Consider the following 14,216-nt stretch of genomic DNA (forward strand, 5'->3'; position numbering starts at 1 on the left):
CGGCACCGGGCTTGGCCATGCCGCCACCGTGGCCGCCGCCCGGCTTGCCGCCGCCGGGGCGGCCACCCCGGCCCTGCGTCTTCTTGGCCGGCAGCGCGCCTTCCCAAGGGCGCCCGCCCGCCACGGGAATGTCGGCCTTCATGACCTTCTGGATATCGCGCAGCTCGCCCATCTCGTCGGGCGCGCAGAACGCGATGGCGGCCCCGTCATTGCCCGCCCGCGCCGTGCGCCCGATCCGGTGCACGTAATTGTCCGGCACGTTCGGCAGGTCGAAGTTGTACACGTGCCGCACATCCGGAATGTCGATCCCGCGTGCCGCCACGTCCGTTGCCACCAGCACCTTGATCGTGCCCTTGCGGAACCCGTCGATGGCCCGGTCGCGCTGGCCCTGGCTGCGGTTGCCGTGGATCGCGGCAACCGGGAAGCCCGACTTCTCGATCTGCTTGGCCAGCCGGTCCGCGCCGTGCTTTGTGCGCACGAACACCAGCGCCCGGTCGCCCCGGTGCTTGTCCATCAACGAAATCAGCAGGTCGGGCTTGTCGCCCTTCTGCACGAAATGCACCGACTGGTCGATCTTGTCCGCGGCCTTGCCCGGCGGGGACACGGCCACGCGCACCGGATCGGTCAGATAGGCCGCGGCCAGTTCCGCCATCTGTTTGGGCATCGTGGCCGAGAACAGCATCGTCTGCCGCTCGGCGGGCAACAAGGGGGCGATCCGGCGCAGCGCGTGGATGAACCCGAGGTCCAGCATCTGGTCCGCCTCGTCCAGCACCAGGAATCGCGTCTCGTTCAGCCGCACCGCGTTGCGGTCCAGCAGGTCGATCAACCGGCCCGGCGTCGCCACCAGCAGGTCCACGCCCCGCTCCATCCGCCGGATCTGCGGGTTCAGGGACACGCCCCCCACCACCAGCGCCACGCGCAGGTGGCTGCCCTCGCAGAACGCCATCAGGTTGTCCGCGATCTGCTTGGCCAGTTCCCGCGTCGGCGCCAGCACCAGCCCGCGCGCCGTCTTCGGCGCGGGCTTTGCGCCCACCCCGGTCATCATGTGCACCAGCGGCAGGCCGAAGGCGGCGGTCTTGCCGGTGCCGGTCTGCGCCAGCCCCAGCACGTCGCGCCCGTTCATGGCGTGCGGGATCGCCTGCGCCTGAATCGGCGTGGGATCGGTGATCTTCATCTCGGCCAGCTTGGCCACCAGTCGGGGCTGAAGCCCCAGCATGTCGAAATCCATGGAATGGACATCCTCTCGGGCACATGCCCGTCAAAACCGGCCCCGCCGCGCCGCATCGGCGCGAAGGTCAGGGACCGCAGGTTCCGCGAAGGGCGATGACCGCACGGCCGGATGCCGCGTCGGGTGCCCCGCGCCTGACCCCTGCGTGAATTGGGATGCAGAATTCGTCATCGGGATCGGTGCGGCAGGGGATCAGGGGGTGTTTCCCGTCTCCGCCATGCGGCAGGCTGCTCACGCGGCAGCGGACCGTCGATGCGTTGCAGATGGCCCGCCACGCCGGACAAGTCAAGGGCACACGAAAGCCTCCGTCCCTGTCACCCTCCCGTGACGCGCGGCCCGCGCGCCTTGCCCAGCCGCCATGGCCACCGCATGTTGGGCCAACGCCAGCGCGGCGCCACGCCTGCCTGCTGCTTGGAACGGGCCGGATGACACCGGCCTCATGGAACGGGACGACCGATGACCAGCGAACGATTCACATTTCCGGGCCATGGCGGGGCAGAACTCGCCGCCCGGTTCGACCTGCCCGACGGGCCGGTGCGGGCGACCGCGCTGCTGGCCCATTGCTTCACCTGCGGCAAGGACATCCCCGCCGCCCGCCGCATTGCCGCGCGGCTCAACGCGGCGGGGTTCGCGGTGCTGCGGTTCGATTTCACCGGGCTCGGCCACAGCGAGGGCGAGTTCGAGAATACCACCTTCACCTCCAACGTGGACGATCTCGTCTCCGCCGCTGCCGCGCTCAAGGATCGCGGGCGCGCGCCGGACCTGCTGATCGGCCATTCGCTGGGCGGGGCGGCGGTGATCCGCGCGGCGGGCCGCATCGACAGCGCCCGCGCCGTGGTCACGCTCGGCGCGCCGCACGATCCCGCCCATGTGACCGACAACTTCGCCCATGCGCTCGACACCATCGCCCGCGACGGCGTGGCCGAGGTGGACCTTGGCGGGCGCCAGTTGCGCATCGGGCAGGGCTTCGTGGACGACGTGCGGGGCGCAGCGCTCGATGAAGCACTCGGCAAGCTGGGCAAGGCGCTCCTGGTGATGCACGCGCCGCGCGACGAATACGTGGGCATCGACAACGCTACCGCGATCTTCAAGGCGGCAAAGCATCCGAAAAGCTTCGTGACCCTGGACGAGGCCGACCACCTCATCACCCGGCCCCGCGACGCGGAATACGCCGCGGGCGTCATCGCCGCGTGGGCCGCGCGCTATCTCGACCTTGCCGCCCCCGCGCCGCCGCCCGGCGCCCCCGAAGGCGTCGTCCGCGTGACCGAGGCCGACGCGGACGGGTTCCTTCAGGATGTCAGTTCCGGCGAGAAGCATCACGTTCTGGCGGACGAACCGCGCGCCTATGGCGGCACCGACCGGGGCATGTCGCCCTACGGGTTCCTGTCGTCGGGGCTCGGCGCCTGCACCTCCATGACCATCCGCATGTATGCGCGGCGCAAGGGCTGGCCGCTGGAAGGCGTGAGCGTGGACATCACCCATGACAAGGTGCACGCGCAGGACGCGGAAACCAATGTCAGCCCGCGCATCGACCGCTTCACCCGCGCGATCCGGCTCAAGGGTCCGCTCGATGCCGACCAGCGCGCGAAACTCATGGAGATCGCCGACAAGTGCCCCGTGCACCGCACGCTCGAAGCGGGCGCGACCGTGGTCACGCAACTCGTGGACGGGCCGGCGGAGGACTGACGCGGACGCACCGGCGTCATACGCGAGTCATACGAAAGTCATACAGGACTCCTACAGAACACATACGGAACACGGAACGCGATCCGGCCGGGGGGCGCGCCGTCGAAAATGTGACCGGCCCTGCCCCCGCGCGCCATGGCGCGGGCCGCCGCTTTGGGGTAAGGTGCCGTTAACAAAAGGGGTGCGAAACGCCCCGCTCCGGCAGGCACATAACAGGCAAACATATGGAAACCATCGACTTTTCGTTCTGGTCGCTGTTCGCGCGCGCCACTTTCGCCGTCAAGGCGACAATGGTGCTGATGATCGCGGGGTCGATCTGGGCCTGGGCGATCATCGTGCAGAAGCACATCCTCTACCGCGCCGCGCGCCGCGCCGCGGACCGTTTCGACCGCGCCTTCTGGTCTGGCGAACCACTCGACGGATTGTTCGCCGAAGTCGTTGAAAACCCACGCAATGCGCCCGAACGGATCTTCGTGGCGGGCATGTCGGAATGGCACCGGTCCCAGCGCGACGACGGTGCCATGATCCCCGGCGCCACCGCCCGCATCGACCGTTCGATGGACGTCGCCATCGCCCGCGAATCCGAACGCCTGAACGCGGGCCTGCCCGTGCTGGCCACCGTGGGCTCAATCTCGCCCTTCGTCGGGCTGTTCGGCACCGTCTGGGGCATCATGCACGCCTTCGAACAGATCGCCATCAGCCAGAACACCTCGCTCGCCGTCGTCGCGCCAGGCATCGCCGAGGCGCTTCTGGCCACGGGCATCGGGCTGCTCGCCGCGATCCCGGCGGTGATCTTCTACAACAAGCTGACATCGGATAGCGCAAGGATCGTCGGGGGTTACGAGGTCTTCGCGGACGAATTCGCCACGCTCCTGTCACGGGAATCCGACGCATGAGGGTCACCCCACAACCCGGCGGCGGCGGGCGGCGGCGGCGCCGGTCGCAGGTCGCGGCCCCGATGTCCGAAATCAACGTCACGCCCTTCGTGGACGTGATGATGGTGTTGCTGGTGATCTTTATGGTCGCAGCCCCCCTGATGACCGTAGGCGTGCCCATACGCCTGCCGGAAACCGCCGCCACCGCCCTGCCGGCCTCCGAGGAAGAACCGCTGACCGTGACGCTTGCCACCGATGGCAGGGTGATGATCCAGACGACCGAGGTGCCTGCCGGCGATCTCGTGCAGCGTCTGCGCGCCATCGCGGGCGAACGCGCCGACGACCGCATCTTCCTGCGCGCGGACGGGGACATCCCCTATGCACGCGTGATGCAGGTGATGGGCGCGCTGAACGCGGGCGGGTTCCCGCGCATCGGGCTAGTGACGGACCCCGGCGGGCCGCGCTTCGACGGGACAGATGCGCCCGACGCTGCCGGGAACTAGGCGGGCGATGCCATGGACACAGGGTTCAAGCTGTCACTCGCAGGCCATGGCGCGCTGCTGGCGGTGACCTTCATCGGCTGGCCCTTCGGCGGCCCGACCAGGCCGCCGGAACCCGTGGTGATGGACGTGGCGCTGTATCAACCCGGTGATCTAACGGCCCCCCCGGGCCCCGCGCCCGAGGCGGAAGAAGCCCCGGAAGCAACGCCGGTCGCACCACCGCTCCCGCCGCCCGCCGAGGAGTCCCAACCCGAGGCCCCCGCGCCGGAGGCTGACACCTCCCCCCGGCCGGAGCCCGTGGCCCCATTGCCGCCGCCGGTGGACAGGGTGGCGCCCGTGCCCCAGCCCGCCCCGCCCGACGACGTGCGGACAGGCGATACCGTGCAGCCGGAGGTTTCCGCCTCTCCCGACCCGTCGCCCGACGCGGCCCCGGCGGAAGAGCAGGACGCGACCGCCCCCGAGGCCGCCGCGCCCGAGATCGTGACCGAAGCCACGGAGACGGAAAACGCCCCCGCACCGCGCGCGCGGCCGGACCGTCCCGACCCGCCCGCCGAACTGGCGGAACCTCCGCCGCCCGACCCGGAACCTGAACCTGAACCGACCCCACCACCGGCCGACGCCGTCGGCGATGCCGTGGCCGCAGCACTGGCCGAAGCGCTGGGGGGCGGCGGCGGCAGCCCCGGCGCACGCGACGGCACCCTTGGCGGTTCGCTGAGCAATGCCGACCGGGACGGACTGCGCCTTGCCGTCAGCCGCTGCTGGAACGTGGGCGCGCTTGGCACTGACGCCATGCAGGTCGTGGTCACCGTAGGTATGGACATGTCCCGTGACGGCGCGCCGTCGAACCTGCGGCTCGTGACCCATACGGGCGGCAGCGCTGCCGCCGCAGAACAGGCCTATGACACCGCGCGCCGCGCCATCCTGCGCTGCGCCCCGTTCGACGATCTGCCGCAGGACCGTTACGACCAGTGGCGGCGGATCGAGATGACATTCAATCCCGCCGACATGGGGAGACGCTGACCATGACCCGCCTTCTTGCCGCCGCCATGGCCCTTGCCCTGTCCGCATTGCTGCCGGTCCCACCGGCACAGGCCCAGTCCGGCCCCCTGCGCATCGAGATCACGGAAGGGGTGATCGAACCCCTGCCCATCGCCATCGCCCCCTTCCTGACCGAAGGCGGTGCAGCGGCAGAACTGGCGCAGGACATCACCGCCGTGATCCAGGCGGATCTCGAAGGTTCAGGCCTTTTCCGGGCGATCCCCGAACGCGCGTTCATCTCGCCCATCACCAGCTTCGACAGCCCCGTGCAATACGCCGACTGGAAGGCGATCAATGCGCAGGGCCTTGTCACCGGGTCGGTCGGCGTGTCGGGCGACCGGATCACCGTGAGCTTCCGCCTGTTCGACATATTCGCCGAGGCACCGCTGGGCGAGGGGCTCCAATTCACCGGCACCGGGGATAACTGGCGCCGCCTTGCCCACAAGGTCGCCGACCAGGTCTATTCCCGCATCACCGGCGAGGGCGGCTATTTCGACAGCCGCGTGGTTTTCGTGGCCGAAACCGGGCCCAAGGACGCGCGCGAAAAGCGGCTTGCCGTCATGGATTACGACGGCGCAAACCTGTCCTACCTGACAGATCCGGGCACGCTCGTACTCGCGCCCCGGATCTCGGCGGATGGGGGACAGGTGCTCTATACCTCCTATGCCAGCGGTTTCCCGCGGATCATGCTGCTGGATACCGGCAGCCTGCGGACACGCACGCTGGAGAACCTGCCGGACAGCATGACCTTTTCGCCCCGCTTTTCGCCCGATGGCGGCACGGTGCTGTTCTCTTCCTCGCGCGGCGGCAATACGGACCTTTACAGCATGGCGATCGGCGGCGGGTCACCCACAAGGCTGACCGAGGCCCCGTCGATCGAAACCGCGCCCAGCTATGCCCCCGATGGCAGCCAGATCGTGTTCGAAAGCGACCGCTCGGGCAGCCCGCAACTCTACATCATGCCGGCCGGCGGCGGGGAGGCACGGCGGATCAGCTTCGGCCCCGGCCGCTACGGCACGCCCGTATGGTCGCCGCGCGGGGACCTGATCGCCTTCACCAAGCAGAACCAGGGCCGGTTCCATATCGGCGTGATGCGTCCCGACGGGTCGGGCGAACGGCTGCTGACAGCGTCGTTCCTCGACGAAAGCCCGACCTGGTCGCCCAACGGGCGCGTGGTCATGTTCACTCGCGAAACCGCGGGCGCGGGCGGCGCGCCGGGGCTGTGGTCTGTCGACATCACCGGGCGCAACCTGAAGCGGGTGCCGACGCCGGGGGCGGCCTCGGACCCCGCATGGTCGCCGCTTCTGGATTGACCGCGCCCGCCGCTTGCAACCCCCGCGCCGCCTGTTAGCCTTGGCGCGACTTGATACGGAGGCCCAAAGCCCATGACCCGTTCGCTTCTCATCGCCGCGTGCTGCGCGGTCTTCGCCCTCGGGGCCTGCACCGACCGCTTCGGCGGTCCGGGCAGCGGCACAGGCGGCGCGGGCACCGCGGGCAGCCCGTCCGACCCGTCCTCGCCCGCCTATTTCCAGCAGGCCGTGGGCGACCGCGTGCTGTTCGCCGTCGACGAAAGCACACTGAACGCCGCGGCCCGCGCGACGCTGACGGAACAGGCGCGCTGGTTGCAGGCAAACACCGCCTTCACCGCGGTGATCGAAGGGCATGCCGACGAACAGGGCACGCGGGAATACAACCTTGCGCTGGGGGCGCGCCGCGCCAGTTCGGTGCAGGAATTCCTTGTGTCCCAAGGCGTTGCGGCTTCGCGGCTGCGGACTGTGACCTATGGCAAGGAACGCCCGATCGAGGTCTGCTCGACCGAAGCCTGCTACGCCCAGAACCGCCGCGCCGTGACGGTGCTGGCCACGGGCGGTGCGGGCGCATGATCCGCGCGGCGTTGCTGATGGTGGCCGTCGCGCTGCCCGCGGCGGCGCAGGACCGGGCCGCGACGCTGGCCGATATCCGCCAGCAGATCACCGTGCTTGAGGTGGAACTGCAATCGCTGCGGCGCGAATTGTCCACCACCGGCACCGCGATGGGGGATACCGCGCCCGAGGATTCGGGACCGATCACCCGGCTCGACTCCGTGGAGGGCGCGCTGCGCGAGTTGACCGCCCGGATCGAGGAACTGGAGTTCCGCATCGGCCGCGTGGTCGAGGACGGCACGAACCGGATCGACGACCTGAAATTCCGCCTGACCGAACTGGAAGGCGGCGATATCGGCCAGATCCCGCCCACCCCGCCGCTGGGCGGCGGCGCACTGCCAGAACCCGTGACGCCGATCCCCCCGCCCGCGGCGCCGGAACTGGCCGTGGGCGAGCAGGCCGATTTCGACGCTGCCGTAACGCTGGCCGAAGAAGGCACACCCGCCGACGCGCTGACCGCTTTCGACCGTTTTGTGGAAAGCTATCCGCGCAGTCCCCTGAGCGCCGAGGCGCATCTGTTCCGGGGGGACATGCTGGTGGACCTGGGAAATCCGACGCAGGCGGGGCGGGCCTATCTGGAAAGCTACACGCTCGCGGAACTCGACAATCCCGGTCTCGCCGCCGAGGCGCTGCTGAAGCTGGGCCAGACTCTTGCCGATCTGGGCCAGACGCCCGAAGCCTGCGTCACGCTGGGGCAGGTGCCGGCGCGCTTCGCAGGGACGGCCGCCGCGGAACAGGCCGAAACGGCGCTGTCCGGTCTTGCCTGTTCGTGACACCGCAAGCCGCGGTCGCAGGGGCGCTGGACCGTCACCTGCCGGGCGGGCCGGCAAGGGTCGGTGTCGCGGTATCGGGCGGCGGGGACTCCATGGCGCTGATGGTGCTGCTGGCGCAGGCCGTGGCGGCGCGCGGCGGGGTGCTGCGGGCGGTGACGGTCGATCACGGGTTGCGGCCCGGATCGGCGACGGAGGCGGCGCTTGCCGCCGACGCTGCGGCCCGGCTTGGTATCCGGCACGATACGCTTCACTGGCGCGACGGTGACCCCGCGGGCTGGGACGGGCGCGGCAACCTTCAGGCGCGCGCACGCGCCGCACGGCTTGGCGCCTTGCGCGACTGGGCCGCAGCGCATGGGCTGACCCATGTCTGCCTTGGCCACACCATGGACGACCAGGCCGAAACGGTGCTGATGCGGCTAGCGCGCGGGTCGGGGGTGGACGGGCTGGCGGGCATGGCAGAGGCCCGCCGCGAAGGCACGGACGGGCCGGTCTGGCTGCGTCCCCTGCTGACCCAGCGCCGCGGCGCCCTGCGCGACGTGCTGCGCGAAGCCGGGGTGGTATGGGCGGAAGACCCTTCGAACACCGACAAAAGATTCGACCGGGTGCGGGTGCGCGCGATGCTGGCCGATCCGGTGCTTGCCGGGTTCGACGTACCCACGCTGGCCGCGACGGCCGAACGCATGGCGGCGGCCCGTGCGGTGTTGTGGCAGGCCGCGCAGGATGCCGCAACGACCCATGCCGTCGCGGATCACGGCGCAATCGGTTTTGACCGCGCCGCTTTTGCCGCCCTGCCCGACGACACGCGCTGGCGACTGCTGGCGTCGGCGGTGCGCCGGGTGGCGGATCTGCCCTATCGCCCGCGCCTTGCCGCGCTGGTCCGGGCCGAAAACGCTGCGCTGACGGGCACGCCCGCAACGGTGGCGGGCTGCGTGCTCAGCGCGGCACGGGGCCGCATCTGGGTCGACCGCGAACCGGCGGCGCTGGCCGGCCGCGCCGCTCCCGCACCGGGGCTGTGGGACGGTCGCTGGCGGATCGACGGCCCGGACCGCGGACTGATCCTTGCGGCACTTGGTCCGGAGGGGCTGGCGCAATCGCCAGGCTGGCGCAAGGCAGGTTTCCGGCGGCGCGCGATCCTGACCGCGCCGGGTGTCTGGGATGGCCCCCGCCTCGTCGCCGCGCCGACCCTGTCCGGCTGCGGCCCGACAGCGCCGGACTGGTCTTCGCAGCCGCTTTGGGATACCTTGTCGTTCTGTGACGCGCTGCGCCCGGATTGAACTGCGCCACCGGATGTCTATGTCTAGGCCAAGACAGGCGGCATGGACCGCCGACCATTAAGGAGAGAACCCCCTTGGGAAACGCCCGTAACATCGCCTTCTGGGTCGTGCTGTTCCTGCTGATCCTCGCCCTGTTCAACCTGTTCAGCGGCGGTCAGTCCACGATGTCTTCCCGGTCGCTCAGCTATTCGGAATTCGTCAACCGCGTCGAATCCGGCGAGGTGAGCACGGTCACGCTCGACGGCGAAAAGGTCATGTTCCGCGGCAGCGACGGGCAGGATTACGTGACCATCGTGCCGCAGGGCACGGAGGTGACGGAGCGTCTGCTGAACAACGAAGTGACGGTGAACGCGCGGCCGCAAGAACAGTCCGGCTTCACGACGCTTCTGATGACCTTCCTGCCCTTCCTGCTGCTGATCGGCGTGTGGATCTATTTCATGAACCGCATGCAGGGCGGCGGGCGCGGTGGCGCCATGGGCTTCGGCAAGTCCAAGGCCAAGCTGCTGACCGAAAAGCATGGCCGCGTCACCTTCGACGACGTGGCGGGCATCGACGAGGCCAAGGAAGAGCTTGAAGAAATCGTCGAATTCTTGCGCAATCCGCAGAAATTCTCGCGCCTCGGCGGCAAGATCCCCAAGGGTGCCCTTCTCGTGGGCCCTCCCGGCACCGGCAAGACGCTCCTCGCCCGCGCCATCGCTGGCGAGGCGGGCGTGCCGTTCTTCACCATCTCGGGCTCCGACTTCGTGGAAATGTTCGTGGGTGTCGGTGCATCCCGTGTGCGCGACATGTTCGAGCAAGCCAAGAAGAACGCGCCCTGCATCGTGTTCATCGACGAGATTGACGCCGTGGGCCGGTCGCGCGGTGTGGGTTATGGCGGCGGCAACGACGAGCGCGAACAGACGCTGAACCAGCTTCTGGTGGAAATGGACGGGTTCGAGGCCAACGAGGGCATCATCATCGTCGCGGCCACGAACCGGCCCGACGTGCTCGACCCCGCGCTCTTGCGCCCCGGCCGTTTCGACCGGCAGGTGCAGGTGCCCAACCCCGACATCAAGGGGCGCGAGCGTATCTTGGGCGTCCATGCGCGCAAGGTGCCGCTGGGCCCGAATGTCGATCTGCGCATCATCGCGCGCGGCACGCCGGGTTTCTCGGGCGCGGACCTCGCCAATCTGGTGAACGAGGCGGCGCTGATGGCGGCACGGATCGGGCGGCGGTTTGTCACGATGGACGATTTCGAGAACGCCAAGGACAAGGTGATGATGGGGGCCGAACGCCGGTCCATGGTCATGACCGAGGACGAGAAGAAGCTGACCGCCTATCACGAGGCCGGGCACGCCGTCGTGGGGCTGTATGTCCCGCAGCACGATCCGATCCACAAGGCGACCATCATCCCGCGCGGGCGCGCGTTGGGTCTGGTGATGTCGCTGCCGGAACGGGATCAGCTTTCGGTCAGCTACACCAAGTACAAGTCCAAGATCGCCATGGCGATGGGCGGCAAGGTGGCCGAAGAATTGATCTTCGGGAAGGAAAACGTGACGTCGGGCGCGGCGTCGGACATCCAGCAGGTGTCCAAGATCGCGCGCGCCATGGTGACCCAGTTCGGCTTTTCCGACGATCTCGGAAATATCGACTATGCCAACCAGCAGGAAAGCTATCTTGGGGCCTATCAGGGCGCGTCGAACAATTCAGCCGAGACCCAGCAGAAGATCGACGCGGAAGTGCGCCGGCTGGTGGACGAAGGTTACGAGACCGCCAAACGCATCCTGACCGAACACGCCGAAGAGCATCATCGGCTGGCCGAGGCGCTGCTGGAATACGAAACCCTCACCGGCCCCGAGATCCGCAAGGTGATGAACGGCGAACCACTCAACCGCGGCGATGACGACAGCGACAGCCCGTCGGGAAATGTCGCATCGCTCGGTGCGATCCCCAAGACCAAGCCGAAGGCACGGCCGTCGGACGACGGCCCCGCCGGGCCGGAGCCCGAACCGACCGCCTGACAGGCTGCCTCCGACCATCCAGACGGCCCCACGATGTGGGGCCGTTTTCGTTTGCGGAGCCTGTCGCGAGCGACTAGCACTCGGGCAAGTGTCGGCAAACGGAAGGCGGACGATGCTCACATCCTATGGCCTCGCGGACGGGCGGCTGACGGTGGCACCGGACGGTCAGACGGACGACGACGCACCCGTTCCGATCTGGCACGACCTTCTGTCGCCAAGCCGGGACGAATTGCGCATCCTGTCGGACAGGCTGGGCGTGGACCTGCCGAGCCAAGCGGAAATGCAGGAAATCGAACTGTCCGCGCGCCTTTACGTGGAGGACGGCGCCGTCTTCATGACCGCCAGTGTCCTGTCCGCCCTCGATACGGCGGAACCTGTCATGGCCCCGCTGACCTTCGTGCTGACGGACAGCGCCGTGATTACACTGCGCTACCACGAACCGCGCGCGATCACGACCTTCACCCGCCGTGCGGCGCGCAGCGCCATGGACTGCAACACGCCGCAGCAACTGCTCGTGTCGCTTCTCGACGCCATCGTGGAACGCATCGCGGACGTGCTCGAACGCGAGAGCGCCACGCTCGACCGGATCGCACGCGAGATCTTCCGCAAGGACGCCACCAACCCGCGCGGCGGGGTCGACCTTGCCGCGATGCTGGGGGAGATCGGCCGCCGGGGGGAGCTGAATTCCAAGCTTCAGGAAAGTCTCGTGACGCTCGACCGGATCGCGGCGTTCCTGAGCCAGCTGTCGCTCGGGCGGACACTTCCGAAGAGCGCCCGCGCGCGCCTCAAGAGCCTGTCGCGCGATGTCCGATCGCTGACGGACCATGCTGGCTTCCAGGCAGGCAAGGTCACCTTCCTGCTGGATGCGACGCTCGGACTCGTGAACATCCAGCAGAACGGGATCATCAAGATCTTCTCGGTCGCCGCGGTGGTGTTCCTGCCGCCCACGATGATCGCGTCAGTCTACGGCATGAATTTCGAAGTCATGCCGGAACTGCGCTGGCCGCTCGGTTATCCCTTCGCACTGAGCCTTATGGTCCTGTCCGCGGTCTTGCCCTATTTCTATTTTAAGCGGCGCGGATGGCTTTGACCGGGCACGGGCACCGGTGGACGGCCTGGATGCCGGTCCGGCAACGCCCCGGTCCGGAATGACAACAGCAAGAGGCCGGACCGGACCGGCTCGGGAGGATAGCCACCATGACATTCCCATCGGATATCGACATCGCGCGCGCGGCCACCAAGCGCCCGATCCACGAGATCGGCGCGAAGCTGGACATTCCCGCCGAGGCCCTTCTGCCCTTCGGCCATGACAAGGCGAAGCTGTCCGCCGATTTCATCGCCGGCCTCGCGGATCGACCCGATGGCAAGCTGGTGCTGGTGACGGCGATCAACCCGACCCCGGCTGGGGAGGGAAAAACGACGACGACCGTGGGTCTCGGAGATGGTCTTCAGGCGATCGGCAAGCGCGCGGCGATCTGCATCCGAGAGGCATCTCTAGGCCCCTGCTTCGGCATGAAGGGCGGTGCCGCGGGCGGCGGGCATGCGCAGGTGGTGCCCATGGAGGACATCAATCTTCATTTTACCGGCGATTTCCATGCCATCACCTCGGCGCACAACCTGCTGGCCGCGCTCATCGACAACCACATCCACTGGGGCAATGCGCTGGGGATCGATGCGCGGCGCGTGGTCTGGCGGCGCGTGCTGGACATGAACGACCGCGCACTGCGCGACGTGGTGACGTCGCTGGGGGGCGTGGCCAACGGCTATCCGCGGCAGACCGGGTTCGACATCACCGTCGCGTCCGAGGTCATGGCGATCCTGTGTCTTGCGACCGACATGGATGACCTGCAACGGCGGCTGGGCGACATCATCGTCGCCTACACGCGCGACCGCGAGCCGGTCACGGCCCGCGACCTGAAAGCGGATGGTGCGATGGCGGTGCTGCTTCAACAGGCGCTGCAACCCAACCTCGTGCAGACGCTGGAACATACGCCCGCCTTCGTCCATGGCGGCCCCTTCGCCAATATCGCCCATGGCTGCAATTCCGTTCTGGCGACCCGTAGCGCGCTGAAACTGGCAGATTACGTCGTGACGGAGGCCGGGTTCGGCGCCGACCTCGGCGCCGAGAAATTCCTGAACATCAAGTGCCGCAAAGCCGGTCTCGCCCCCGATTGCGCGGTGCTCGTGGCGACGGTGCGCGCCCTGAAGATGAACGGCGGCGTGGCCAAGGCCGATCTGGGTACCGAGAACGTCGCGGCAGTGACGGCGGGCTGCGACAACCTCGCCCGGCATCTGGAGAACCTGCGCGGTTTCGGCGTGCCCGTGGTCGTGGCGATCAACCATTTCGCGGGCGACACTGACGCGGAAATCGCCGCCGTGCAGGCCCGCGTGGCCGAACTGGGGTCCGAGGCCGTCCTGTGCCGCCATTGGGGCGAAGGATCGGCCGGAATCACCGATCTTGCGGAACGAGTCGTCGCCATCGCCGAAGGCGGGACGGCAAAATTCGCGCCGCTCTACCCCGACGAGATGCGGCTTGCCGACAAGATCGACACGATTGCCCGGCGCATCTATCGCGCCGATGGCGTGCAGATGGATGACCGGTTGCGCAAGCAGTTGGCCGACTGGGAAGCCGCGGGATACGGGCGTCTCCCGATCTGCATGGCCAAGACGCAATACAGCTTCACCACCGATCCCGAACGCCGCGGCGCACCGACAGGCTTCACGCTCCCGATACGGGATTTGCGGCTCAGCGCCGGGGCGGGCTTCGTCGTGGCGATCTGCGGCGAGATCATGACCATGCCCGGCCTGCCCCGCATGCCTGCCGCCGAAAGCATCGGGATCGACGATGACGGTTTTGTCGCAGGGCTGTTCTAGCCACATCCCGGCGCTGGCGCCTAGATGACACGTGGTGTTTGCGCGC

Annotated in this window: 12 protein-coding genes; 11 read left to right on the forward strand and 1 reads right to left on the reverse strand. The window is 68.5% G+C overall.

Translation table 11 applies throughout. The annotated features are described in order from the left end of the window. The coding region (locus tag DDE13_RS13765; RefSeq protein WP_111404873.1) for a DEAD/DEAH box helicase at positions 1-1,228 on the reverse strand (1,228 nt) is incomplete at its 3' end. 456 nt (positions 1,229-1,684) lie between these two features. Here DDE13_RS13765 and DDE13_RS13770 point away from each other — a divergent pair. The 11 genes from DDE13_RS13770 (at position 1,685) to DDE13_RS13820 (ending at position 14,170) form a co-directional block, all read left to right on the forward strand. Next, positions 1,685-2,914, forward strand: a complete 1,230-nt coding sequence (locus DDE13_RS13770) for a bifunctional alpha/beta hydrolase/OsmC family protein (protein WP_111404874.1) — start codon at positions 1,685-1,687, stop codon at positions 2,912-2,914. A 224-nt stretch (positions 2,915-3,138) separates the two neighbouring features. Then, on the forward strand, positions 3,139-3,810 hold the full coding sequence (gene tolQ, locus DDE13_RS13775) for a protein TolQ (protein ID WP_111404875.1): 672 nt from the start codon (positions 3,139-3,141) through the stop codon (positions 3,808-3,810). Further along, a complete protein-coding gene (locus DDE13_RS13780; protein WP_111404876.1) occupies positions 3,807-4,292 on the forward strand; it encodes an ExbD/TolR family protein in 486 nt (161 codons plus the stop codon). The genes tolQ and DDE13_RS13780 overlap by 4 nt, the downstream gene beginning before the upstream one ends. 12 nt (positions 4,293-4,304) lie before the next feature. Beyond that, complete coding sequence (locus DDE13_RS13785; RefSeq protein ID WP_111404877.1) at positions 4,305-5,309, forward strand: hypothetical protein; 1,005 nt, start codon at positions 4,305-4,307, stop codon at positions 5,307-5,309. 2 nt (positions 5,310-5,311) lie between these two features. Further along, positions 5,312-6,640: a Tol-Pal system beta propeller repeat protein TolB gene (gene tolB, locus DDE13_RS13790; RefSeq protein WP_394340302.1), complete on the forward strand. Its 1,329-nt coding sequence runs from the start codon at positions 5,312-5,314 to the stop codon at positions 6,638-6,640. A 72-nt stretch (positions 6,641-6,712) separates the two neighbouring features. After that, complete coding sequence (gene pal / locus DDE13_RS13795; protein WP_111404878.1) at positions 6,713-7,210, forward strand: peptidoglycan-associated lipoprotein Pal; 498 nt, start codon at positions 6,713-6,715, stop codon at positions 7,208-7,210. Next, positions 7,207-8,022 (forward strand): tetratricopeptide repeat protein, encoded by an 816-nt coding sequence (locus DDE13_RS13800; protein WP_222626103.1) that lies wholly within the window; start codon positions 7,207-7,209, stop codon positions 8,020-8,022. The genes pal and DDE13_RS13800 overlap by 4 nt, the downstream gene beginning before the upstream one ends. Then, complete coding sequence (gene tilS, locus DDE13_RS13805; protein ID WP_162631014.1) at positions 8,019-9,296, forward strand: tRNA lysidine(34) synthetase TilS; 1,278 nt, start codon at positions 8,019-8,021, stop codon at positions 9,294-9,296. The genes DDE13_RS13800 and tilS overlap by 4 nt, the downstream gene beginning before the upstream one ends. A 74-nt stretch (positions 9,297-9,370) precedes the next feature. Beyond that, positions 9,371-11,296 carry an ATP-dependent zinc metalloprotease FtsH gene (gene ftsH, locus DDE13_RS13810; protein ID WP_111404880.1) on the forward strand — a complete coding sequence of 642 codons (1,926 nt, stop codon included), beginning with the start codon at positions 9,371-9,373 and terminating at the stop codon, positions 11,294-11,296. Positions 11,297-11,408: 112 nt separating this feature from the next. Further along, complete coding sequence (locus tag DDE13_RS13815; protein WP_111404881.1) at positions 11,409-12,386, forward strand: magnesium transporter CorA family protein; 978 nt, start codon at positions 11,409-11,411, stop codon at positions 12,384-12,386. A 107-nt stretch (positions 12,387-12,493) separates the two neighbouring features. Beyond that, on the forward strand, positions 12,494-14,170 hold the full coding sequence (locus tag DDE13_RS13820) for a formate--tetrahydrofolate ligase (RefSeq protein WP_111404882.1): 1,677 nt from the start codon (positions 12,494-12,496) through the stop codon (positions 14,168-14,170). Positions 14,171-14,216: the final 46 nt, after the last annotated feature.

The sequence above is a fragment of the Meridianimarinicoccus zhengii genome (genome assembly GCF_003254465.1).
GTDB lineage: Bacteria > Pseudomonadota > Alphaproteobacteria > Rhodobacterales > Rhodobacteraceae > Meridianimarinicoccus > Meridianimarinicoccus zhengii.

Bases quoted from the DNA above. Each gene is read 5' to 3' on its own strand.
- tolQ (WP_111404875.1), top strand. From the start codon at position 3,139: ATGGAAACCATCGACTTTTCGTTCTGGTCGCTGTTCGCGCGCGCCACT.
- DDE13_RS13780 (WP_111404876.1), top strand. From the start codon at position 3,807: ATGAGGGTCACCCCACAACCCGGCGGCGGCGGGCGGCGGCGGCGCCGG.
- DDE13_RS13800 (WP_222626103.1), top strand. From the start codon at position 7,207: ATGATCCGCGCGGCGTTGCTGATGGTGGCCGTCGCGCTGCCCGCGGCG.
- DDE13_RS13770 (WP_111404874.1), top strand. From the start codon at position 1,685: ATGACCAGCGAACGATTCACATTTCCGGGCCATGGCGGGGCAGAACTC.
- tolB (WP_394340302.1), top strand. From the start codon at position 5,312: ATGACCCGCCTTCTTGCCGCCGCCATGGCCCTTGCCCTGTCCGCATTG.
- DDE13_RS13815 (WP_111404881.1), top strand. From the start codon at position 11,409: ATGCTCACATCCTATGGCCTCGCGGACGGGCGGCTGACGGTGGCACCG.
- pal (WP_111404878.1), top strand. From the start codon at position 6,713: ATGACCCGTTCGCTTCTCATCGCCGCGTGCTGCGCGGTCTTCGCCCTC.
- DDE13_RS13785 (WP_111404877.1), top strand. From the start codon at position 4,305: ATGGACACAGGGTTCAAGCTGTCACTCGCAGGCCATGGCGCGCTGCTG.
- DDE13_RS13820 (WP_111404882.1), top strand. From the start codon at position 12,494: ATGACATTCCCATCGGATATCGACATCGCGCGCGCGGCCACCAAGCGC.